A 23,953-nucleotide genomic window follows, 5' to 3' on the forward strand; every position below is an offset into this window, starting at 1 on the left:
GACTGACTATTTATCCCTCGAGCGAAGCGGCCGTTGTGACCCATTGCACTTGCGCTGCAACAGCATCCGCGGGGCCCTCGTCCACGATGATGGCCTGCAGATCCTCGAGCGGTTCGGCGCCCACCGCGGCGAGTCCGGCCCGATCGCTGAACAGGTGCGTCACCCATTCCTCGGCGAGCGCGTCGGCCAGGGATTCGCCGTCCTCGACCGCCATGATCACCACCGACGCACCGCTGGCGCCGGCGGCCAGCACCTCGACCGCCGCCGCGGGCGCGTCGGGGCGACCCTGGCGGTAGGTGCGGGACTCGAAGGTCAGCTCGGTGCTCGCGCCGACCCGGGTGACCAGCTCCGCGAGCTCGTCGTAGGTCAGGGCGTGGGTGCCGGTCAGGAAGGCGATATCGCCGCCCTGCAGCGCCCGGGTCCGGCTGGCGTAGGTGACCGGACGCGGTGAGGCGGCGGCGATCTCGGCGGCCAGCGCCGGATCGGTGAGGACCAGCCAGTCCACGTCCTGGGCGGTCCCGACCGCGGTGGCGGTCAGCCCGACCTTGATCACCAGATCGCCGGGCAGCTCGGCGCCGGTCACCGGCACCAGGGCCGCGCCCGACTTGAGCACCGCCCAGGTGGCCACGACCGCGCCGATGCCGCGCTCCAGCCGCACCGCCACGCCCGTGCCCGGGCCGCAGCCGCGGGCGATGAGCACCCGTGCCAGCCGCGAAGAGCGCGCGTCGAGTTCCTCGTAGGACAGCGCGCCGTCGCCCCACACCAAGGCGGGACCCTCCGGATCGTCCTCCACGGCCGCGGTCAGCAGCTGCGGCAACTGGGTGCCGCGCGAGACCGCGGCGGTCTGGGCCACCGGCGCGGCGGCGTGCGAACGGGCCTGCGCCGCATCCAGTTCGATCGCCCCGACCCGCTGGCGCGGATCGGCGGCCACCGCCGCGAGCACCCGGCGCAACCGCTCCCCGAAGGTGGCAATGGTGGCCTCGTCGAAGATGTCCGAGGCGTAGGTGAGCGCGCCGGCGAGTTCGCCGACCACGCCGTCGGCCACCTGCCGCGGGTCGATGGTGACCTGGAGGTCGAACTTGGCCGAGACCGCGCCGGTGTCCAGCGCGGCGATGGTCAGGCCCGGCAGTTCCAGCCCGGCCTGCTCGGTGTTCTGGAACGAGAGCACAACCTGGAACAGCGAATCCTGGCCCTGCGCACCGCGATCGGGCGCGACCACCTCGACGACGCGCTCGAACGGGATGTCGGCATTGCCGTAGGCGGCCAGGTCGGTCTCGCGCGCGGCGTCGACCAGATCGCCGAAGGCCGCCGCCGAGTCGACCCCGGTGCGCAGCGCGAGGGTGTTCACGAACATGCCGACCACGTCGTCGAGGACGCGTTCGCCGCGGCCCGCGATGGGCGTGCCGATGGTGATGTCGCGGCTGCCGGACAGCCGGGCCAGCAGCGCGGCCAGCGCGGCGTGCACGACCATGAACAGCGAGGCATTGTGCTCGCGGGCGATGCGCAGCAGGCCCTCGTGCACCTCGGCGGGCACCGTGAAGGTGGTCGCGCCGCCCTGCATGGTGCGCACGGCGGGCCGCGGCCGATCGAGGGGCAGGCCCAGGGTGCCGCCCGCGCCGTCGAGGCGATCGCGCCAGAAATCCAATTGCGAAGCGGCGACCGAGTTCTCGTCGTCATCGCTGCCGATGACCGCGCGCTGCCAGAGCGCGAAGTCGGCGTACTGCACCGTGAGCGGCGTCCAAGCGGGCGAATCACCCTGCGAGCGCGCCACATACGCGGTGATGAGATCGCGGGCCAGCGGGGCCAGCGAGGCGGCGTCGGCGGTGATGTGGTGCACCACCACGACCAGGTAGTGCTCGGTGCCCGCGTCGCCGTCGGTGCACAGCAGCGCCCGGATGGGCACCTGCGCGGTGACGTCGACGCCGCCCGAGAGCACCCCGGTCATGCGGGCCAGCGCGTCGGCGCGCGGCCCGACCTCGAGCCCGCCGGGCAGTGCCTGCTCGACCGGCAGGATCTCCTGGTAGGCAATGCCGTCCGCGTCCACCGGGTAGCGGGTGCGCAGCGACTCGTGGCGTTCGAGCAGGTCGGTCACCGCCGCCCGCAGCGCGGCGATGTCCAGGGTGCCCGAAAGCCGCAGCGCCAGTGGGATGTTGTAGGCGGGCGAGTCCGGATCGAGCTGGTTGACGATCCACATGCGCTGCTGGGACAGCGACAGCGGCACCCGCGCGGGGCGCTCACCGGCCACCAGCGCGGGCCGGTTGCCGGCCGCACCGGTGACGACCCGGGCGGCCAGGGCCGCGACCGTGGACGCCTCGAACAGCTCGCGCACCGCCAGGCTCGCGCCCAGCGCCTCGTTGATGCGGGCCACCGCGCGGGTGGCGAGCAGCGAGTTGCCGCCCAGGGCGAAGAAGTCGTCGTCCGCGCCGACCTCGAAAGCGCCCAGCAGGGCGGCGAATTCGGCGGCGATCAGGCGTTCGGTCTCGGTGCGCGGGGCGCGGAACTCGACGGAGCTGACGGCTTCCGGCGCGGGCAGGGCCTTGCGGTCCAGCTTGCCGTTGGGGGTCAGCGGCAGCACGTCCAGGGCCACGATGGCATCGGGAACCATGTAGGCGGTGAGGAATTCGCCCAGCGCGGTCTTCATGGCGGCCACGTCGATACCCGCGGTGTCCTCGGGCACCACGTAGCCGACCAGCTGATCCACGTCATTGTCGGTGCGCACCAGCGCCACCGCCTGGCTGATGCCGGGCAGCCGCAGCAGCGCCGACTCGATCTCGCCGAGCTCGATGCGGAAGCCGCGCAGCTGCACCTGCTGGTCGCTGCGGCCCGCGTACTCGAGATTGGCCTCGCCGCCGAAGCCGACCCAGCGGCCGACGTCACCGGCGCGGTACATGCGCGAGCCGGGCGCGCCGAAGGGGTTGGCCACGAAGCGGGTCGCGGTCAGGCTCGGGCGGCCCAGGTAGCCGCGCGAGAGCTGTTCACCGTCGACGTAGATCTCGCCCGCGACCCCGACCGGGGCCGGGTGCAGGCGCTGGTCGAGCACGCGCGCGCCCAGACCGGGCAGCGCGCGGCCGATCATGCTGCTGGGCAGTTCGGCCAGTTCCTCGTCGAGCGCCAGGAACGACACGTGCACCGTGGTCTCGGTGATGCCGTACATGTTCACCAGGCGCGGCGCGTCGGCGGGATGGCGTTCGTACCAGCGGCGCAGCTGGCGCAGATCCAGTGCCTCACCGCCGAATACGACGTAGCGCAGCGCGTAGTCGCCACTGGATCCCACTGCGGCCCGATCGGCCTCGGCGAGCTGGTAGAACGCCGACGGGGTCTGGTTGAGCACCGTCACCCGTTCGCGAATCAGCAACTCGCGGAACTGTTCCGGCGACCGCGAGGTGAGATGGTCGACCACCACCACCGCGCCGCCATTGGCCAGCGCGCACCACAGCTCCCACACCGAGAAGTCGAAGGCGAAGGAGTGGAACAGCGTCCACACGTCGTGCTCGTCGAAATCGAAGTGCGCCTGGGTGTTCGCGAACAGCTCCACCACATTGCGGTGGGTGACGCCGACGCCCTTGGGCACACCGGTGGAGCCGGAGGTGTAGATGACGTAGGCCAGCTGGTCCGAGCGCAGCGGCGAACGCCGATCGGCGTCGGTGACCGGGGCGTCGGAGTGGGCGTCCAGCTCGTCGAGCAGCAGCACCGGGGTGTCCCCGGCGGGCACCGCGTCCCGTTCCGCGGCGGTGGTCAGCACGCACACCGGGCGCGAGTCGCCGAGCATGAATTCCAGTCGCTGCGCCGGGTAGGCGGTGTCGATGGGCAGGTAGCCCGCACCCGAGATGAGCACGGCCAGCAGCGCCACCGGCAGTTCCTCGGTGCGCGGAACCGCCACCGCCACCAGCGATTCCGGTCCGGCCCCGGCGGTGATGAGTGCCCGGGCGACCCGGTTGGCGCGCCGCACGAGATCGTCGAAGGACAAAGTGGCGTCACCGAATCGGACGGCGGTCGCGCCGGGGTGCCGGGCGGCACGCGCGGTGATCAGGTCCACCAGCGTCACATCGGGCACCGGCGCGCCCGGCGTATTCCATTCGTGCAGAACGAGATCGCGCTCGCCCGGCGCGTACAGGTCGATATCGCCGACCACCGCGCGCTCGTCGGCGGCGATGGCGGTGAGCAGCCGGGTCAGGCGATCGGCGAAGTCCTGCACGGTCGCCGGTTCGAACAGGTCGGTGGCGTAGGTGAAGCTCAGCGCCACGCCCGCGGCGGCGGGCCGCTCGGTAACATCCAGGCGCAGATCCACCTGTGCCACACCGGTACCCGCGTTGCCCGCGGTGATCAGGACCTGGAACGGCGGCTGGCCCGCCGCACCGCGCACGGCGTCCAGGACGTCGGCGAGGCGCTCGGCTCCGCCGGTGCCGCGACCGAACGCCTCGGCATCGGCGTCGCGCATCCGCTCGAGCAAGTCGGCGAAGGCGACGCCCGGGTCGAGCTCGGTGCGCAGCACGACCGCGTCGGCGGCCGAGACCTGCGGTGCGGCAGCGCGATCCGCGCCGATCGCGCCCATGGCGATCTCCCGGACCCCGCCCGAGAGCCGCGACAGCAGCACGGTGAAGGCCGCGCGCACGACGGTGAACAGGCTCGAATCATGGCGGCGCGCCAGGCGATCCAGCGCGGAATGCACCTCGGGGTAGAGGTCGAAGTGCAGTTCGTTGCCGCGCCGCGACGGCACGGCCGGGCGCGGGCGATCGGCGGGCAGTTCCAGCGGCCCGGCGGGCGCGCCGGTCAGCCACCAATTCGACGGCGGCAGCACGGTATCCGACGGCACGCCGACGAACCGGCCGACCAGCGTGCGCACCAGCTCGGCGAGCGCGCGGGCGGTGGCGTCGGAGACGGTGTCGCGCCGGTGCCACACCTTGAACCGCAGGGTCGCACCGGATTCCACCACCAGGGTGACCGGGTAGTGGGTGAAGGTGACGCCCTTGATCCCGGCGACCTCCATGCCGTCGATACCGCCGCCCGCCTGTTGCAGCCCCTCGGCATCCACCGGGTAGGACTCGTAGGCGACGAGCGAATCGAAGGCCGCGCCGGTACCGGCGGCGCTCTGGATCTCGGCGAGCCCCAGGTAGTGGTGCTCGAGCAGGCCCGCCTGCTCGGACTGCACCCGGCCCAGCAGGTCCCGCACGGTCCACCCGGCGTCGAAGCGCACCCGCACCGGAATGGTGTTGGTGAACAGGCCGATCATGTCGTCGATGCCGTCCAGCTGCGGCGGGCGGCCCGAGACCACCGCGCCGAAGACCACGTCCTCGCGATCGGTGAGGGCCGACAGCACCAGCGCCCAGGCCGCCTGCACCACGGTGTTGACCGTGACCTCGGACCCGGCCGCGAAGGCGGCGACGGCCGCGGTCTCGTCGGCGGAGAGCTCGAATTCGATTTCCCCGTGACCGATTTCGGAGTCCTCGGGACGCGCCAGCACGGTCCCGATGAGCGTGGGCCGCGCGCCGGTGAGGGTCTCGCGCCACTTGTCCAGGGTGGCGTCGCGGTCCTGGCGCGAGAGCCAGGTCAGGTAATCGCGGTACGGGCGCACCGGCGGCAGCAGCGACGCATCACCGTGCGTCGCATAGCAGATCAGCAGATCCTTCATCAGCAACGGCAGCGACCAGCCGTCGAAGAGCAGGTGGTGCGTGGTGAGCACGAAGTGGATGCGCCCGGACACGGTGCGGTACACCGTGAATCGCATGAGCGGTGCCCGGGTCGGATCGAAGCGGGTGCGCTGATCGGTTTCGAGCAGCGCGGGCACGTCCTCGTCGGCCACATCGGTGACCACGTTCCACGGCGTTTCCAGCCCGTCGATCACCACCTGCACCGGCGTCCCGTCGGCCGCCGGGACGAAGGCCGCCCGCAGCGCGGCGTGCCGATCCAGGATGGCCTGCGCCGCCCGATGCATGCGCTCGAGATCGACATTGCCCGCGAGTTCCAGCGCGAACTGCATGACGTAGTCGTCGGTGGAACCGGCGGTCAGCTGAGAATGGAAGTACAAGCCCGACGCCAGCGGCGAGAGCGGCAGCACGTCCGACAGGCCCGGGTAGGCCGCGCGCCAGGAGTCCAGTTCGATCTGGGTGGCGCGCACCAGCGGCACGTCCGAGGGCGTCAAACCGCCTGCGGCCGGGTCGTTCACGTGGCGGGCGACCGCGGTCAGCGCCGCCACCCAGTCCTGCGCCAGCTCCCGTACCGCGGCCTCGTCGAGGATTTCGGCGGCGTACTGGAACGACACCGACATGCGGGGCCCGGCCTCGCCGTCGGTGACGATGGCATTGATGTCCACGACGGTGCTCACCGGCATGGCGAGGTCCTGATCGACCTCGAGTTCGCCGAGCGCGTCGGTGGGCAACCAGCCCGAACCCGCGGGGGCCTCGGCGATTTCGGCGGTGGAGATACGACCCAGGTAGTTGAAGCCGATCTGCGCGACCCGGCCGGTCAGCTGGGACGCCGACTCCGGATCGAGGTGGCGCAGCATGCCGAAGCCGATGCCCTTGTCGGGCATGGCGAGCAGCTGCTCCTTCACCGAGCGCAGCACGCCCGCGGTGGCCGCGCCGCCCTCCAGCGCCGCGGCGGTGTCCACGCCGGACAGGTCGAGCGCGACCGGGTAGACGGTGGTGAACCAGCCGATGGTGCGGGTGATATCCGCGCCCGGGACAACGCTTTCCTCGCGACCGTGGCCCTCCATGCGGACCCGGGTGACGGGCGAGTCGACGCCGCGGCGATCCCGCCACGACCGCACCGCCAGCGCCAGCGCGGCCAGCAGGCCGTCGTTCACGCCACCGCGGTACAGCGCCGGAACCTCGGTGAGGACGGCCTCGGTGACCTCGGCGGGCACCTGAATGTTGAAGCGGCGCACCGTCGCATAGGTGTCGACCTTCGCGTCCAGGGCACGCGCGCCCAGCAGCGGATCGGGCGCGGCCAGCGCCTCGCGCCAGTAGTCCAGTTCGGCGCGGCGCACGTCGGCCGTGGCGGCCTCGGACAACGCGTGGGCCCAGCGGCGGAACGAGGTGCCCACGGCCGGAAGCGTCGGGCGCTGTCCGGCCGCGCGCTGCATCCAGGCCATCACCAGATCCGAGATGAGGATGCGCCAGGAGACGCCGTCGATCACGTAGTGATGCGCCGCGATCAGCAGCACATCGGCGGCGTCGGGACGCCGCAGCCAGGTCAGCGCGACCATGCGCCCGGCGATCGGGTTCAGCGCGGCCAGGGTGGAATCCATTGCGGCGCTGCCCAGTCGGGCCAGCTCCGCACCTTCGGCTCCGGCGGGAAGTGCCACCTCCGACAGCAGCGCGTCTGCGTCGACACCGTCGGCGGGCACCCGCAGCGTCCAGCCGTCCGCGTCGCGCTCGAGGCGGGACCGCAGCACATCGTGGTGCGCCAGAACGGCATTGATGGTGTCGGTGATCCCGGCGCGGTCGATGCCCTCGGGCAGCGCCAGCACCATGGTCTGCGAGAACCGGTCCGACACACCGTCGGCCAGGTATTCGGCCAGCACCGGCGTCAGCGGGATCTCGCCGACACCGCCGCCGGGCAGCTCTTCCAGCTTGGCGATCGGGGTCTCGTCGCCGACCACGGCCACCTTGGCCAGCCCGGCCACGGTGCGGTGCTCGAACACGTCCTGCGGGGTGAACACGATGCCCGCCGCGCGCGCCCGCGACACCAGCTGGATGGACAGGATGGAGTCGCCGCCGATGGCGAAGAACGAGTCGTCCGCGCCGACTTCCTCGGCCCGTAGCAGCTCCGAGAACAGCTGGGCCAGTTGCGTTTCCACCGGTCCGGAGGGTGCGCGGGTGCTGGTGGCCGGGAACACCGGCTCCGGCAGCGCCGAGCGGTCGAGCTTGCCGTTCGGGGTGAGCGGCAGCTCGTCGATCACCATGATGGCCGAGGGCACCATGTGCGCGGGCAGGCTGCGTCCGAGCTGCTCGGCCACCTCCGCGGTGTCGACACCGTGCCCCGGGGTCGGCAGCACGTAGGCCACCAATGCCGTTGCGCCCGAAGGCAGGGTCTTGCCCATGGTGACCGCGAAGTCGATATCCGGGTGCGCGGTGAGGGCATTGTCGATCTCGCCCAGCTCGATGCGGAAACCGCGGATCTTGACCTGGAAGTCCGAACGGCCCAGGTACTCGATCACGCCGTCCTCGCGGCCGTACCGCACCAGGTCGCCGGTCCGGTAGAGCCGCGTGCCGGGATTGTCGGCGGTGGCGAACGGGCTGGCCACGAAGCGGTCCGCGGTCAGGCCGGGACGGCCCAGATAGCCCTGTGCCAGCGCCGGACCCGCCAGGTACAGCTCACCGATGACGCCCGCGGGCACCGGCCGCAGCCGGGTGTCCAGCACGAACGCGCCGATACCCGGGATCGCGGTGCCGATGGTGATGGGCTCGCCCGCCACCATGGCCGCACTGCTGGTGGCGAGGATGGTCGCCTCGGTCGGGCCGTAGCCGTTGTAGAACGCACGCCCCGGGACCGCCCAGCGGGCCACCAGTTCCGGACCGAACTTGTCACCGGCGACGACCACCACGCGCAGCTCGTCCAGGCCGCTCGCATCGACCGACTCCAGCGCGGCCGGGGTGATCAACATGTGCGAGACGCGTTCGCGGCGCAGCAGTTCGGCCAGGTCGTGACCGCCGAACACGGTCGGCGGCGACACCACCAGGGTCGCGCCGGAGGAGAAGGCCAGCAGCAGCTCCAGCACCGAGACGTCGAAGTTCGGCGAGCACACGTGCAGCACGCGCGAATCCCGATCGACGCCATAGTGTTCGCGCTCGGCCGTCACCAGCGCGCCCAGGCCGGTGTGGGTGACCACGACGCCCTTGGGGCGGCCGGTGGAGCCCGAGGTGTAAATGAGGTAGGCCGGCTGCTGCTCGGTCAGCGGGCGCACCCGGTCGGCGTAGGAGATCGGGTGCGCGGGCCGCGCCGCGATGCGCGCCGCGTTCGCCGGATCGTCGAGTTCCAGCCAGGTGACGCCGTCGCCCAGCGCCGAGCGGTGCTCGGCGGTGGTCACGCCCAGCGCCGCACCCGAATCGGACAGCAGGTAGTCGATGCGCTCCGGCGGATACTTCGGGTCGACCGGCACGTAGGCCGCGCCCGACTTGGCGATGGCCCACACCGCCAGCACCGATTCGATGGATCGGCTGATCCCGATGGCCACCACGTCGCCCGGGCCGATGCCGCGGTCGATGAGTTCGCGGGCCAGCCGCGAGGAGGCCTCGTCCAGTTCGCGATAGGTGAGTTCGCGCTGGTCGGCCGGGTTACCGGTCGGATTGAAACGGATCGCCACCGCCTCGGCCGCGGCCTCGACCGAGGCGGTCAGCAGCTGCCCGAAAAGGGGGCTGCCGGACCGGCGGCGACGGCTACCACGGGCTGAACGGCGGGCAGTATCCATTGAAGTCGATTCACCTCTCGCGTTCATCAGGTCCCACCCGACCGAAGTGAATCCGGCGTCCAGCGACGGCGGCTGCACATGCCGTCGGCGGTTGGGGGCGATCCGAGCAATCCTATACGGGCACCGGGGCGGTCCCTACCGCCCGAGCTCTACACACTCACCCATCGGAACGAGAGCGCCGTCGCGTTGCACCTTCGCCAACACGAGTGAAATACACCACAATTCACAGCCAGCCCCGGCGCGTGGCCTGCACTCCCGCCTGGAACCGGGTGCTCGCGCCGAGGCGTTCGAGCAGGCTGGCGGTGCGGCGCACCACGGTCCGGCGCGAGAGGCCCAGGCGGCGGGCGATGGTGTCGTCGGTCGCCCCCATGCTCATCAGCGTCAGGATCGCCTTGTCGCGCTCGTCGAGCGCCTCGGCCGGGTTCACCGAGATCGGGGTGGACATGAGCCAGAGCGCGTCGAAGGTCTTGACCAGCAGGTCCAGCGTGGGCGACGGGCCGACCCGGACACCCATGGGGTCGCCGCGGCGCTCGTCGGTGTGCAGCACCAGCACCGCGCGCCGATCGTCGGCGACGATCAGCTTCATGGGCGGATCGGGCAGTGTGCGGGCCTGCGCGCCGGCCGCATTGGTGGCCAGCACGTGCCGCAGCCGCTCCGGGTCCTGATAGATGGTCTCCTGGTACAGGGTCCGGTAGTCGATCCCGGCCTGGATGCGCGAGGACTTGAGCTCGAACAACCGCTCCTCGGTCTCCACATCGGAGAGGAACGGGCCGCGCTCCACCACCTTCACGCAGGCGTGCGCGGTGTGCTGCAGGTCCTCGAAATCGGCCAGCAGCTGGCGGCGTTCGTAGACCGCCACCACCGCGCCGTCGGCGTCGGTGGTGCGGCGCACCGAGCGGAAGGTCTCGCCCAGGCGCGCCGCGGCCGACTGCATGCGCAGCATGTCCTGATTGCGGCGGCGAGTCTCGGCCTCGGACAGCGCTTCCGGGGCGTGCGCGTCGAAACGCACCGTGCCCTTGCCGTCGGTCAGCCGGACCACGGCCTCGAGCTGGCACAGCGTCTCGAGGGCCGCCTCGATCACGCGCGGCGGCGCGCTCAGGCGCTCGGCCACCTCGGGCACGGTCGAGCGCGGATGCTGCACGAGCAGCGCGTAGGTGCGACCGTGCAGGGAGGCCGGGTCGAACAGATCGTCCAGTGTCGTCACCGCACCCACCGGCGTCCGCCGGTCCGGAAAGCGTCCGGCCGCGGGGAGCGGTGAACGCTCTACTGGTCCGGGCCCCACTGCTGCTGCATGAGAACGCCCTTGCTGGCTAGCCATGGCAGCGGATCCATCTTGTTGTCGGCGGCGTCCCAGATCTCGAGGTGCAGATGAGGACCGGTCGAATTGCCGCGGTTGCCCACGGAGGCGATGACATCGCCGGTGTTCACGCGCTGGCCGACGGACACGTACATGTCGTTGACGTGACCGTAGACCGCGGTGGTGCCGTCGTCCTGCTTGACGCGCACCCAGAGGCCGAAGCCGGAGGCGGGCCCGGCGTCGATGACCGTGCCGCCCATGACGGAGTGGATCGGGGTGCCGATGGGATCGGCGAAGTCGATGCCGTAATGCATCGCGCCCCAGCGCATTCCGAAGCCGGAGGTGAGCTGGCCGGCGACCGGCTTCACCACGTTCGGGCCCGGGTGCAGCTGCTGCTGCAGGGTCTTGAGGGTCTGCTCGGCCTGCTGCAGCGGCGCGGAGATCTCCGGCGGCAGGTTCTGGAGGCCGAAGGGGGCGGGGTCGGGGGTAGCCGCGACCTGCTGGGCCTGGGGGGCGGCCTCCGCGACGGGGGCGGCGTCCGGCTTGGCCTCTTTGAGCTCGAGGGCGGTGTCCGCGACGGCGACGTCCTCACCGATGGCGGTCGGCTTCTCGTCGTGCGTGGGTAGGAGCGGTGCGGCGTGCGCGAGGGCCGGGACCAGCTGCGTCGCGGTGCCGATGAGGGCGCCGGCGGCGACGGCCACACCCGCGGCGGTCTTCACGCGATCGGTGGCGGAGGGTTCGGCCCGGTGCCGGCGGCGAGAGGTGGTGCCAGTGCGGCAGGCACCGGAATCACCAAGCAAATCCATGACAGTTACGGAGTTCGCGGTCGTTCGGTGGTGCGACACTGCAAGTCCTAGCGTTCGGTGGGTCCGGTAACGATTCGGCATCGCTGTGATGGAAACAGTACTCGCCCGTGACCATTCCGCAACCTTTTGTGCGATAACGCCAGGTCGAATACTCGAACCCTTGATCACAAAAGGTAACCGACGGGGCACACTTGTGACATGGTTCTCGACGAGTTGGGCACGCCGATCGTTCTCGCCCCCATGGCCGGGGGCCGTCCACACCGGAATTGGCCGCCGCTGTTTCAGATGCGGGCGGGCTTGGTTTCGTGGCCTCCGGATATCTGCCCGCGGCCGAGCTGGGCGCTCGAATCAAGGCCACGCGCGCACTGACCCCGCGGGCGTTCGGGGTGAACCTCTTCTACCCGTCCGAACCCAGTCCGACCGATCGGTTCTCTTCTTATATAGAGGAGCTGTCGCGCGAGTTCCCCGTGGGCGCGGCCAAGTACGACAGCGACGACTGGGACGCGAAGCTCGAACTGCTGGTCGCCGAGCCGGTCGCGGTGGTGTCGAGCACCTTCGGCTGCCCCTCGGCGGCGGAGATCGACCGGCTGCACGCGGTGGGCACCGAGGTGTGGGTGACCGTCACGACCGTGGCCGAGGCGCGGCAGGCCGTGGCCGCGGGCGCGGACGTGCTCATCGCGCAGGGTGCGGAGGCGGGCGGGCATCGCGGGACCTTCGTCGACGACGCCGCGGACGATCTCACCGATCCGTTCGGGCTGCTGACGCTGGTGCAGTTGCTGCGCTCGGCGGTGGACGCACCGATCGTGGCCGCGGGTGGCATCGCGACCGGCGAGGCGGTCGCCTCGGTGCTGGCCGCCGGTGCCGCAGCCGCGCAGATCGGGACCGCGTTCCTGCGCTGCCCCGAGGCCGGGACCGCGCCGCTCGTCCGGGAGGCCATCACCGCCGACACCCCCACCATGCTGACCCGCGCCTTCACCGGGCGGCGGGCACGCGGACTGCGCAATCGGTTCATGCTGGAGCACTTGGACGCTCCGGTCGCCTACCCCGAGATCCATTACGCCACGGGGCCTTTGCGAGCCGCCGGGCGCGCCGAGGGCAATGCCGACGCGGTGAATCTCTGGGCAGGTCAGGCGCATTCGCTGGCACCGGAGCTACCGGCGGGCGAGCTGGTGCGCAAGCTGTCGGCGGATGCGAAAAATGCTCTGGAGCGGGCACTTTCATTGCGAATCCAGAGTTATTGACAACGTTTTTCACCTACAATCGGCTGACACCTTCCGCCATCCCATGAGGAGAGCGATATGTCACTCGACGTACCCACCGCACTACTCGAGCGCGCCGAACGTGGTGAGGTCAGCGACGCAGAGTTCGTCGAATGCGTCCGCAACTCGCTGCCCTACGCCTACGAGGTGGTCAGCCGGGTTGCCGACGATCTGCGTTCCGGCACGGCGGAATTCGCCGACAACACCATCGCGCCACCGGACGAGACCGCCCGCGGCCAGCTGTTGCGCGCCATGGCCTCCGACGCCATCCGCGGCGGCCTGGAACGCCACTTCGGCATCAAGCTCGCCTTCCAGAACTGCCACCGGGTAGCGGCCTTCCCGCTCTCCTCGGTCGGCAACGACACCTACACCACCTTCATCTCCACCCGCGCCCAGCTGCTCAACCAGAGCCCCGAACTCCGCAACTGCTGAGCGCCCGCACAACCCGGAGCGGCGCGACCGAAACCCGGTCGCGCCGCTCGCTTTTCACCGCCCGCCCGCCTCGCGCCACCTGCGGCGCTCGGCCTTGAACTTCTTGACCTCCCGCACCACGAGCCACACGAACAGGGCGAACGGCCCGACGAAGATGAACCAGGCGATCACCGTCGACCCCGCGTCCCCGAACCCATTGCTGAACGTCACCCCGACGGTCCCGACGGTCATGATCGCGAACAGCAGGGTGAGCAGCCCCAGCACCACCCACCACACCGGCTGCCACGGCCTGACCCGCGGCCTCTCCGGCCCCGGAGTCACTCCACCCGAATAACCCGCCCCCACCGGCAAACCCGAATACGGCGAGACATACCCCGTTCCCCCCGAACCCATTCCACTCACCCCGGCCGACGCGCCCATCCCGGCCCCGCCGAACGGGTGCACCACACCCGCCCCCTCCGACGAGAAGGGCGGCCGATTCGAACTCGGCGGCCGCGCGCCGGGTCGGGGCGTCGCGGCCGAGGGCACTTCGCCAGGTGGCCGGGTGAAGGGTTGCGGGGTCGCACTCGACAAAGGGCCGCCGAGTGGTGGCGATGCGGTCGGAGCGGGGCGGTTGGCCCGCTGAGGCGGGAGCCATGCCGGGGGCGGGGTGGGTACCGCGCCCGGGTACGCGGGTGCGTAGCCGGGGAGGGGTTCGCCGCCATCCCATTTCGCGGTCGGCGCGGAGCGGCGGCCGGGGGCAGGGCCCGGACGGGACGTCGGCGGGGTTTCGAGGGCGGACTGGGCGGCGGTGGCCAGGGCTCCGGCGGTTGGGAAGCGGTGGTCCGGGTCTTTTGCCATGCCGCGGACGATCACGGCGTCGAGGGCGGCGGGGATGCGGGGGTTGCGGTCGCTGGCGCGGGGTGGGTCGGCGGTGACGTGGGCGGCCATCGGCTGGACGGGGTCGGTTTGGGCGAATGGCTTGGCGCCGGTGAGGGTCTCGTAGAGCAGGCAGGCCAGGGAGTAGATGTCGGAGCGGAGGTCCTCGGTGCCGGCGTAGCGCTCGGGAGCCATGTAGGCCCAGGTGCCGACGGCGACGCCGGTGCTGGTGATGGTGGCCTGGCCGACGCCGCGGGCGATGCCGAAGTCGATGAGGTAGGCGAAACCGTCGGGGAGCGTGATGACGTTGGAGGGCTTCACGTCCCGATGCACCAGCCCGGCCCTGTGCGCGATATCGAGGGCCGCGGCGATCTGGGTGACGAGGTCGACCGCGCGGTCGGGCGGCAGTGCGCCCACCTCGCGCAGGATCTTGTCCAGGTCGGAGCCCTCGACGTACTCCATGTCGATGTACAGGCGGCCGTCCAGTTCGCCGAAGGAATGGATCGGCACCACGTGCGGCCCGCGTAATCGCGCGGCCAGCCGGGCCTCGCGCTCGAAGCGGCGGCGATAGTCCTCGTCCGTGGCGAGTTCCACCGGCAGCAGTTTCAGCGCCACCTCTCGTTCGAGGTGGGTGTCCTGTGCCAGCCACACCTGACCCATACCGCCCCGGCCGAGCAACCTGACCAGTCGATAGTGGCCGAGTCGACCATCCCCCGGCACGTGCCCTCCCAGTCTTTCCGCCCGCTACGGCGTGCTCAGCATACGGCGGCCGCGACCATCCCAATACCCAGTACGGAGACCGGTGCCGTCCGGTTCGATGCCCGGCCCGCGGACGACGCGGCGGGCGCGTGCCGAGGCCGGGGCAATTCCGGCTTGACCGGTGCCCGCGGGTGCGATCGAATGCACCTCGGAGCAAGGCATTTCATTCAGCGAGGAGCATCCGTGGCCAGCGAGCAGCCCGCCGACACCTTCGACCTGTGGGATCGGGACGGGGATGGGCTCATCTCCGCCGAGGACATTCTCGCGGGCATCACCGCGCTCGGGCTGGAGATCGACGCGGAGGCGGTGCAGCGGCTGGTCGCGGCGGCCGACACCGATGGGGACTGGATGATCTCGCGAGCCGAGTTCGAGGCCGCGCGGCTGGGGCGTGATCCGGAGATCACCGATGCCGACGCGGCCTTCGAGATGTTCGACGTGAACCAGAACGAGCTCATCGAGCTCGACGAGCTGGAGTCGCTGCTGCGCACCTGCCCGGGGCTGACCGACGAATCGGCCGAAAGCCTGCTGGCGGCCGCGGATCTCGACGGCGACGGTTTCCTGTCGCGCGCCGAGTTCGCGACCTTGCTGGCCCGGCTCGCCCAGGGCTGAGCTAGACCTCCAGCAGCTTGCGCTTGAGCACCTTGCCGGTGGGGTTGCGCGGCAGCTCGTCCAGGAAGACCACCTCGCGGGGCACCTTGTAGCGGGCCAGATTCGACTTCACGAAGTCCTTGACCTCGACCTCGGTGCACACCTGACCGTCGTGGACGACCACGAAAGCCTTGAGCCGCGCGCCGAACTGCTCGTCCGGAATGCCGATGACGGCCGCCTCACGCACCGACGGATGCGTATGGAGCAGCTCCTCCACCTCCACCGGGAAGACGTTCTCGCCGCCCGAGACGATCATGTCGTCATCGCGGCCGTCGATGAAAAGCCTTCCCGCGCTGTCGAAGTGGCCGACATCGCCGGAGGACATCAGCCCGCGGATGATCTCCTTGTGGCCGCCGCCGGTATAGCCCTGGAACTGGATGGTATTGCCGACGAAGATGCGCCCGGTCGCGCCATTGGGCACCGCGCGCCCCTGATCGTCGAGGATCTCCACCTGCGCACCCAGCACCGGCCGACCCACACAGCCCGGCTCCTCGGCCAGATCCTCCGGCGTGGCGATGGTGGCGTAGGCGACCTCGGTCGACCCGTACAGGTTGTAGACGACCGGACCGAAGGCCGCGGTCACCTCGCGGCAGAGCTGCGCGCCCAGCTGCGAACCGGCCACGAAGATGATGCGCAGCGCCGACAGGTCGTGCCCGGTCAGCGCCCGCCCGCCCAGGTCCATCATGCGGGCCAGCATGACCGGGACCGCGATCACCGTGGCGGCCCCGTGCTCGGCCATGGAGTCGATGGCGGCCTGCGGGTCGAACCGGCGGCGGATCACCAGGGTGGAGCCGAAGCCGAGAGTCAGCATGGCGCAGGCGAATCCGAGGGTGTGGAACATGGGCGCGCAGCACTCGGTCACCTCGTTCACCCGGAACGGGACCTTGGACAGCAGACCGCCCAGCGACAGCAGCGATTTCGGCTCCGCGCGCGGCGCGCCTTTCGGGGTGCCGGTGGTGCCGCTGGTGAGCAGGATGATCTTGGGTTCGGCACCGGGCGCGGGCGGCGCGTCGGGTGATCCGGCGGCGATGAGGAATTCGAGGCTGTCCTCGCGCGGCTCGTCGGTCCAGGCCCGGTAGCTGCCGCGCGCGGGCTGCACCTCGTCGAGCATGTGCGCGTACTCCTCGTCGTAGACGAGCAGGTCGGTGCCCTCGCGGGTGGCGACATCGCGGATCTGCGGGGCCGCGAAATCGGTATTCAGCAGAATGATCTTCGCCCCGCACTTGGCCGCGGCGAAGATGGCGTCGATCAGCCCGCGATGATTGCGCGCCAGAATCGCCACGCCCTCACGCGGTTTCAGCCCCCGCTCACGCCAGGCGTTGGCCAGCCGATTCGACCGCTCCTCGAGCTCGGCGAAGGTCAGCTCCCCCAGCTCGTCGATGACCGCGGTCCGCCCGCCGTACCGGGCCGCGGACAGTCGCAACCCCGCCGCCAGCGTCCCGTATCGCAGCATGGCCGTGGCCGCCGCCAGCAGCACGGCCGGCGATTCCACCCGGGCCAGCCCGGCCCCCACCGCCAGCCGCGCGGACTCGGCCTCCAGATATGCGCGCTCCCCCACCGCCCTGATCAGCCCGAACGTCATCGACGCCCACCCCCGAACAGCCATTCACCTTGTGCGCGTGTCGATTCCACCCGGACCTCCTCGTCCGCCCCTGCGGTTTGCGGGCACTCGCCCTCAAACTAACCGTACGGAACCGCGACCGCGACCGGAACCGCATCCCGGCACACACCGGTCACGCATAGGGATCGGTGATCTCACGCAGCAGTTCCAGGGCCTCGCGGAGGTTGCGCATGCGGCGGGGGCCGAGGTGGGCGGCCCATTCGGCCTGCACTTCCCGGGCGACGCGGTTCGAGAATTCGGCCATCTCGCGCCCGCGCCGCGACAGCCGCACCAGGCGGGCGCGACCGTCGCTCGGGTCCGGGGTGCGCTCGACGTATCCGGCCTTCTCGAGCTGGTCGACCAGCAAACCCGCGGTCTGCTTGGTGATCTGTGCCTGCTCGGCCAACTCGGTGGTGCGACTGCCCTCGGGCGCGAGCCGACCGGCCAATCGCCCCTGCGCCACACTGATATCACCGATTCGTCCACGCGCTCACCACCGAGCACGCGAAGCGGCCGGTGTCGGAGCTGGTTACCGTGATCCGCGAGCACGCCGCCGACCGCAGGCTCTCGAAACTCACCAACTACCGGAACATCCTCTTCGACACCATGGTCCACGGCCAGGACATCGCGATTCCGCTGGGCCGCACCATCGACATCCCGGTCGCGGCCGCCGCCGACCGCGCCGTGCAGGTCGGCTGGCCGGTCTGGGACCGCCATCGCCTGGACTGGATCCGCCTGTGCGCCACCGATATCGACTGGTGCCACGGCACCGGTGCGGAGATCCGCGGCCCCATCGTCGCCCTGCTGCTGGCGGCGACCGGCCGCACCGCCACCCTGGACCAACTCACCGGCGACGGCTTGGTCCGCTTTTGACCATGACGCGTCCGGTTTCCACCTGGCCCGCGACGCTCCACCACCGCGACGATCGAGTCATGACCAACACGATCCCCGATCCCGCCCTTCTCCCAGCCCTTTTCGAGCAACACCTGAACGCGGGCGACGTGGACGGCGTGCTGGCGCTGTTCGCGCCGGACGCCACCATGCGCACCACCGCCGGCACCGTCATCACCGGACCGGATGCGCTGCGCGCGGAAATCACCGGCACGGTCGCCGCGCGCGGACGGCTCACCAATGTCCAGCGCCACACCCTCGTGGGCGCGGATACCGCACTGCTGGTGCCCGACTGGACCATGGAAATCGACACCCCCGACGGCACCCGCATCGCCCCGACCGGCAGCACCGCCAACGTCGCCCGCCGAATCGGCAGCGGCGAATGGCGTTTCGCCGTCCTCAACCCGCTCGGCACCGCCTGATCGACCCGGCGGACACCGCCCGAAGACGCGGCTGCGCCCTCCCGGAACCCGGGAGGGCGCAGCCGTTTTCAGGTCAGGACAGGGTGATGATGGTCAGGGTGCCGTCGGCGTGCTGGGCGCGCAGGCGCTTCTTGTCGAACTTGCCGACGCTGGTCTTGGGGACCTCGGCGATGAAGGTCCAGTGTTCGGGCAGCTGCCACTTGGCGAACTTGGGGGCCAGGAAGTCGCGCAGCTCCTCGGGTTTGGCCTCGGTGCCCTCGACCAGCACGATGGCGACCAGGGGGCGCTCGTCCCACTTGGCGTCCGGGATGCCGATGACGGCGGCCTCGGCCACGGCCGGGTGACCCATGACGGCGTTCTCCAGATCCACCGACGAGATCCACTCGCCGCCGGACTTGATCACGTCCTTGGAGCGGTCGACCAGGGTGAGATAGCCATTGGGGCTGATCTTGCCGACATCGCCGGTGCGCAGCCAGCCGTCGTGGAACTTGTCGGGATCGACCTCGCCACCCGACGGCGAGTAGTAGGACCCGGTGATCCAGGGTCCGCGAACCTCCAACTCGCCCAGCGATTCTCCGTCATTGGGCAGCACGCTGCCGTCGTCGCCGACCAGCCGCGCCTGCACCCCGGCCGGGAAACGGCCCTGGGTGTAGCGGTAGGACCAGGCCTCGTCGCCCTCGACGCCGGCGGGCGGGTGACCGACCGAGCCCAGCGGGGAGGTCTCGGTCATGCCCCAGGCGTGCAGCAGCTTCACGTGGTGGCGCTCCTCGAAGGCACGCATCATCGACGGCGGCACGGCCGCACCGCCGACCACACAGGTGCGCAGGTACGAGATGTCCTGCGGCTGCGCCTGGAGTCCGGCCAGCACGCCGCCCCAGATGGTCGGCACGGCGGCGGCGAAGGTCGGCTTGACCTCGGCCATCATCTGCAGCAGCGGCGCGGGCTGCAGGAAGCGGTCGGGCATGAGCACATTCGCGCCCGACATGAGCGCGGCGTACGGGATGCCCCAGGCATTGGCGTGGAACAGCGGCACGATGGCCAGCACGGTGTCGGCGGCGGTGAAGCCCATGCCGTTGGGCGAGATCACCTGCATGGCGTGCAGCCAGTTGGAGCGGTGCGAGTAGACGACGCCCTTGGGGTCGCCGGTGGTGCCGGAGGTGTAGCACATGCCCGCGGCCGAACGCTCGTCGATGACCGGGAAGTCGTAGGTGTCGGGCTGGGCGTCGAGCAGCTCGCGGTAGGAGTGCACGGTGACGCCCTCGGGGGCGGTCAGCGTGGCGGCGTCGCCGTTGGCGACGATGACGTGGCGGACCGTCTTCAGGTTGGGCAGGTACTGGGCGAACATGGGCAGCAGCGAGCCGTCCACGATGACCACCTGATCCTCGGCGTGGTTGGCCACGTACACCAGCTGCTCGGGGAACAGCCGGATGTTCAAGGCGTGCAACACCGCGCCCATGGCGGGCACCGCGATGTAGGCGACCATGTGCTCGTTGTTGTTCCACATGAAGGTGCCCACCCGGTCACCGACGCCGATGCCCAGGTCACGCAGGGCATTGGCGAGCCGGGCCGAATCCTGGCCGATCTCGCGATAGGTCTGGGTGCGGACGCCGTCGCCGGTCCAGGTGGAGACGTATGAGTCGCCCTGGAAGGTGGAGGCGTAGCGCAGCAGCGTCGCGAGTGACAGCTGCTCGTCCTGCATGGTGCTCAACATTTCCCAACCGCTCCTTGCATGTACCTACTGGGGAGTGAACTGAGTCACTTGCGGCGAGCCTAGCCGAATCCGGACACGCTCGGACGTGACCCCGGGCACGGGGCTGACCTGCGCGAAAAAGTTCGGGCTGCGGACGGCGCACCCCACCCACGCCGCCCGCAGCCCGTGACCGACCCGCCGCCGCCCAACACGACAACGGTCCGGTTCCGCGGTCCTGACCAGCGTCGGACTTGCTGACGACGCCCCCTGCGGCGGCGCAGAATAGCCAATCACTAACCAGGACAAGCAAATTGGAGCAAGAACTTCCGTGAATATATTGAGTGTGACACCGGGCTGTCCAGTCGGGGGCTGCGTCGCAGGTCAGAGGGCGCTCACCGACGCGGACCGGCGACGGTGAGTAAGAGACAGCGGACCTGAATCAGGTAGGCGCGCGCTTACCCGGGGTGGATGCCGCGGCAACATGCGGAGTGGCCGAAAATACCGATTCACTGACCGGCGATGTCTCCATAACCAGCGACAACGCGCCCTACCGTTGCTGATATGCAGCGAGAGCCGTCGATTCTGATCATCGGTGCCGGGTTCGCCGGACTGGGCCTGGCCCTGGAATTGCGACGCCACGGCCTGACCAACTTCACCATCCTGGAGAAGGCCGCCGACCTGGGCGGCGTGTGGCGCGAGAACACCTACCCGGGCGCGGCCTGCGATGTGCCGTCGCCGCTGTACTCGTGGTCGTTCGAGCCGAAATCCGATTGGCCGCGCCGGTTCTCGCAGCAGGCCGATATCCACGCGTACATGCGGAGCGTCGCGGAGAAGTACGATCTGCCGTCGCGGATCGAATTCGGCAGCGAGGTGGTGGACGCGGAATTCGATGAGGCGGGCGGGATTTGGCGGGTGCGAACCGCAGACGGGGTCACCCGCCTGGCGGATGTGCTCATTCCCGCGGTCGGGCAGCTGTCCCGCCCCGCCATGCCCAACCTGCCCGGCATCGACACCTTCACCGGGGCGGCGTTCCACTCGGCCGAATGGGATCACTCGGTGGATCCAACCGGCAAGCGGGTGGCCTGCATCGGCACGGGAGCCAGTGCCGTTCAATACATTCCGGCGATCCAGCCACGCGTCGAGCACCTCACTCTGTTCCAGCGTTCGGCCGCGTGGGTACTGCCCAAGTTCGACACCGAATACACCGCGCTGCATCACGCGCTGTTCAAGCACGTGCCGGTGACACGGCTGGCCGAGCGGTTCGCCATCTGGACCTTCTTCGAGGTGATGGCGTTGGCGCTCACCGATATTCCGGCCATCAAGCATCCGGTGATCGCCATCGCGGACCGGCATCGCGAGCAGCAGGTTCCCGATGATGCCCTGCGCGCCAAGCTGACTCCGGACTATGCGGCGGGATGCAAGCGCGGATTGTTCTCCACCGAGTACTTCCCGGCCCTGACGCAGCCCAATGTGAGTGTCGAGACGACCGCGATCGAGGCGGTGACGCCCAACGGGATTCGCACCGTCGACGGCGTGGAGCACGCGGTCGACGTGATCGTGTACGGCACCGGCTTCAAGGGCACCGAATTCCTCGCGCCGATGAACATCTACGGGCTGCAGGGCCGCAAGCTCGCCGACGAATGGTCACCCGAGGGTGCCCGCGCGTTCCTGGGCATGTCGGTGCCCGGCTTCCCCAACCTGTTCATCATGTACGGCCCCAACACCAATGTGGGTTCGGGCTCGATCGTCTACATGCTCGAATCGCAGGCCCGCTACGTCCGGCAGGTGATCGAATACCTGGGCGCGCGCCCCGGCCGCTTCCTCGCGGCCCGCCCGGAGGCCGAACAGTCCTGGGACGACTGGCTGCAACGGCGTCTGAAGGAAACGCCGTGGAACTTCTGCTCGAGCTGGTACCGCAACGCCTCGGGCCGCATCACCAACAACTGGCCCGGCGCGACGGCGCTGTTCCGCTGGAAAACAAGCCGATTCACACCCTCCGACTACGACGAGGGCCAGGCCGCCCGGCGCTAGCCCCGACACCACATAGAACAACCCTATGGCCACATAGAGAATTGCCTTCTACCTGCGAAACGGCGAGCAGCGCAGGCTGAATTCATGATCCCCCAACGCCAACGCCCCACCTTCGCGGAATGGCTCGGCTACACCGTGGGCCGCCCCATGCCCCTAGACCTCCAGGACTGGGTCCGCCGCGACCTCACCGGAAAGCACGCCTACGCAAGACATCTCACCCGCGGCATGGTCCCCTTCCTCCCCATCTTCGCCGCCTTCCTCCTGCTCTTCCCCGGCCCCCTCTGGCTCCGCGCCGCCATGACCCTCCTGGCCCTGATCCTCGCCGTCTTCTACTGCGCCGCCTACATGGCCCCCAACCGCGCCCACCGCCTCACCCAACACGGCCTCCCCGCCAGCCTCGACGCCCCCCGCATCCTCCACGCCACCCCCCACCGAACGCACCCGCTACCTGGCCAACCACCCCCACTGACCACCCCCACCCAAATGAATGCGGCCCTCACCCCCACCACCAGGTAGACTCCCCGACGACTACGCCGGTCCCCATGCCCGGCAAGGTTCAGCCCTCGTAGCTCAGGGGATAGAGCACCGCTCTCCTAAAGCGGGTGTCGCAGGTTCGAATCCTGCCGAGGGCACAGCCTGACCAGCGCGTATACCGTCTGAGCACTCTCACGTGCCAGATATGTGCCAAATCAAGCCCTGATACATGGTCACCTCGGGACGTTCCAGAGCATCCCGGGACACGGTCAATGGCTCTGGCACCAGTCAGCTTCTGAGACATCTACAGGACCTCGAATGTGGTCTGGCACAGTCCACAGATGATCGGGCCGACTCCAAACGTCCCCACCGCAACCCGGATCTTTCGACCGCACTCGCATTCCGCCGTCAACCCGTTGTTGCTCGACTTTCGACCGCCCCGCCGCTCCGGCTCGCGTCGGCGATAGGCCACCAGCGCAAACGCGAGTTCGTCCAGTTCGTCTCGATAAAGTTCACGGGTCTGATCCGGCACGGTGGTGACCGACCATCCGATCTTGTCATGATGCGCGAGGGTGAGCCCGAGTTCTTCACCGAGGGCGCGGTATCGCTCGTTGTGCCAGCGGCCTTGGCGGCTGGTGTCTTTGATCCCACGCGTGACCGCGACACCGTGAGCAGCCTCGTGTAGCAGAGTGCCGAGCACATCGACCGCGCCGCGCTGGAGACCTTCCCCGCCGACAAACAGCTCGTGTAGCTCATACTCGCCGCGCACCCAGCGGTTCGGCGCGAAGTGTCCGAGTGTCAGTTCGCTTCCGCCGGTTGATCCGGACCCTACGGTCAGCACGACGTTCGGAACGTCGGGATGCTGGGATCGGATTGCGGCCCAGGTACTTTCCAGGGCGGTGACGAGTAGGCCGGTGATGGTGTCGGAGTCCGTCATGATCTCCGGGTCCTTCCAGATGCTTTGACACGTACGTGTCAACCGGCGGCCCAACGGTTTTGACACGTACGTGTCAACAGGAATGAGAGGCCCGGTAGAGCGTGGAATCCCTGGGCGCGCGCCGCGCTCTGTCCGGGGCAGGCCCGCGGCCTGCCCTCACCGCCTGCCCAGGGCGTCCAGGAGGCTCACGCTCAAGGGGCGAATTTCCATCACCGGGAAGGACGTCGAACTACCCAACCGATGGGAAATTCGCTCCTTGACGGGAGGTTGGACGCCCTTACCATGCGGCGCGCGCCCAGGGATTCCACTACACGCACAGTGCTTCCGAGCTACTTCCAGCACCGGGCTGGCAACCGCGACCATTCACGCCGCACTCGGCCGCCTCGACGCAACTCCTCGCACCGGACGACACCACCGCGCCAGCGCTCCGGACCTAATAC

General features: G+C 69.8%; 15 protein-coding genes and 1 tRNA gene. 8 read left to right on the top strand and 8 right to left on the bottom strand.

The genetic code is table 11. The features are described from left to right. Positions 1 to 10 precede the first annotated feature (10 nt). The 3 genes from NS2_RS37330 to NS2_RS10290 all read right to left on the bottom strand — a co-directional run bounded on the left by NS2_RS37330 (position 11) and on the right by NS2_RS10290 (position 11,512). Positions 11 to 9,409 (bottom strand): non-ribosomal peptide synthetase, encoded by a 9,399-nt coding sequence (locus NS2_RS37330; protein ID WP_261772270.1) that lies wholly within the window; start codon positions 9,407 to 9,409, stop codon positions 11 to 13. 223 nt (positions 9,410 to 9,632) lie between these two features. Next, positions 9,633 to 10,613, bottom strand: coding sequence for a helix-turn-helix transcriptional regulator (locus NS2_RS10285; protein ID WP_033087311.1), 981 nt, complete (start codon positions 10,611 to 10,613; stop codon positions 9,633 to 9,635). A gap of 59 nt (positions 10,614 to 10,672) precedes the next feature. After that, positions 10,673 to 11,512 (bottom strand): M23 family metallopeptidase, encoded by an 840-nt coding sequence (locus tag NS2_RS10290; RefSeq protein ID WP_045436982.1) that lies wholly within the window; start codon positions 11,510 to 11,512, stop codon positions 10,673 to 10,675. Between the two features lie 305 nt (positions 11,513 to 11,817). Between NS2_RS10290 and NS2_RS10295 the strand changes: the two genes are divergently transcribed. Together NS2_RS10295 and NS2_RS10300 are read left to right on the top strand one after the other, a co-directional pair. After that, the gene (locus tag NS2_RS10295; RefSeq protein WP_306455121.1) at positions 11,818 to 12,753 is read left to right on the top strand and encodes an NAD(P)H-dependent flavin oxidoreductase; all 936 of its coding nucleotides are present in this window, start codon (positions 11,818 to 11,820) and stop codon (positions 12,751 to 12,753) included. 57 nt (positions 12,754 to 12,810) lie between these two features. After that, positions 12,811 to 13,203 carry an SCO5389 family protein gene (locus NS2_RS10300; protein WP_033087300.1) on the top strand — a complete coding sequence of 131 codons (393 nt, stop codon included), beginning with the start codon at positions 12,811 to 12,813 and terminating at the stop codon, positions 13,201 to 13,203. A gap of 54 nt (positions 13,204 to 13,257) precedes the next feature. On the opposite strand, the gene NS2_RS10305 is transcribed toward NS2_RS10300, so the two are convergent. Then, positions 13,258 to 14,781 (bottom strand): serine/threonine-protein kinase, encoded by a 1,524-nt coding sequence (locus NS2_RS10305; protein WP_071811593.1) that lies wholly within the window; start codon positions 14,779 to 14,781, stop codon positions 13,258 to 13,260. Positions 14,782 to 15,003: 222 nt separating this feature from the next. On the opposite strand from NS2_RS10305, the gene NS2_RS10310 reads away from it, so the two are divergent. Further along, on the top strand, positions 15,004 to 15,429 hold the full coding sequence (locus tag NS2_RS10310; RefSeq protein ID WP_231992973.1) for an EF-hand domain-containing protein: 426 nt from the start codon (positions 15,004 to 15,006) through the stop codon (positions 15,427 to 15,429). A 1-nt stretch (position 15,430) separates the two neighbouring features. Here the strand turns inward: NS2_RS10310 and NS2_RS10315 are convergent, their stop codons facing one another. Together NS2_RS10315 and NS2_RS10320 are read right to left on the bottom strand one after the other, a co-directional pair. Continuing rightward, positions 15,431 to 17,050, bottom strand: a complete 1,620-nt coding sequence (locus tag NS2_RS10315; RefSeq protein ID WP_033087301.1) for an acyl-CoA synthetase — start codon at positions 17,048 to 17,050, stop codon at positions 15,431 to 15,433. Positions 17,051 to 17,201: 151 nt separating this feature from the next. Beyond that, a complete protein-coding gene (locus tag NS2_RS10320; protein ID WP_071811591.1) occupies positions 17,202 to 17,531 on the bottom strand; it encodes a MarR family winged helix-turn-helix transcriptional regulator in 330 nt (109 codons plus the stop codon). Between the two features lie 53 nt (positions 17,532 to 17,584). Between NS2_RS10320 and NS2_RS10325 the strand changes: the two genes are divergently transcribed. Continuing rightward, entirely contained in the window at positions 17,585 to 17,941 is a 357-nt protein-coding gene (locus NS2_RS10325; protein WP_052086269.1) for a maleylpyruvate isomerase mycothiol-dependent enzyme family protein, read from the top strand. A gap of 59 nt (positions 17,942 to 18,000) precedes the next feature. Continuing rightward, entirely contained in the window at positions 18,001 to 18,381 is a 381-nt protein-coding gene (locus NS2_RS10330) for a YybH family protein (RefSeq protein ID WP_052086270.1), read from the top strand. A 73-nt stretch (positions 18,382 to 18,454) separates the two neighbouring features. Here NS2_RS10330 and NS2_RS10335 read toward each other — a convergent pair whose 3' ends face one another. Next, the gene (locus tag NS2_RS10335) at positions 18,455 to 20,092 is read right to left on the bottom strand and encodes a long-chain fatty acid--CoA ligase (RefSeq protein WP_071344668.1); all 1,638 of its coding nucleotides are present in this window, start codon (positions 20,090 to 20,092) and stop codon (positions 18,455 to 18,457) included. Between the two features lie 540 nt (positions 20,093 to 20,632). Here NS2_RS10335 and NS2_RS10340 point away from each other — a divergent pair. The 3 genes from NS2_RS10340 (at position 20,633) to NS2_RS10350 (ending at position 22,734) form a co-directional block, all read left to right on the top strand. Next, on the top strand, positions 20,633 to 22,102 hold the full coding sequence (locus NS2_RS10340; protein WP_033087303.1) for a flavin-containing monooxygenase: 1,470 nt from the start codon (positions 20,633 to 20,635) through the stop codon (positions 22,100 to 22,102). A gap of 84 nt (positions 22,103 to 22,186) precedes the next feature. Beyond that, a complete protein-coding gene (locus NS2_RS10345) occupies positions 22,187 to 22,618 on the top strand; it encodes a DUF5313 family protein (protein WP_158543934.1) in 432 nt (143 codons plus the stop codon). Positions 22,619 to 22,661: 43 nt separating this feature from the next. Further along, positions 22,662 to 22,734 (top strand) — tRNA-Arg (locus NS2_RS10350). A 146-nt stretch (positions 22,735 to 22,880) separates the two neighbouring features. Here the strand turns inward: NS2_RS10350 and NS2_RS10355 are convergent. Further along, positions 22,881 to 23,513, bottom strand: coding sequence for a hypothetical protein (locus tag NS2_RS10355; protein ID WP_033091771.1), 633 nt, complete (start codon positions 23,511 to 23,513; stop codon positions 22,881 to 22,883). Positions 23,514 to 23,953: the final 440 nt, after the last annotated feature.

It is taken from the genome of Nocardia seriolae NBRC 15557 (genome assembly GCF_007990715.1).
GTDB classification, from domain to species: Bacteria; Actinomycetota; Actinomycetes; order Mycobacteriales; family Mycobacteriaceae; genus Nocardia; species Nocardia seriolae.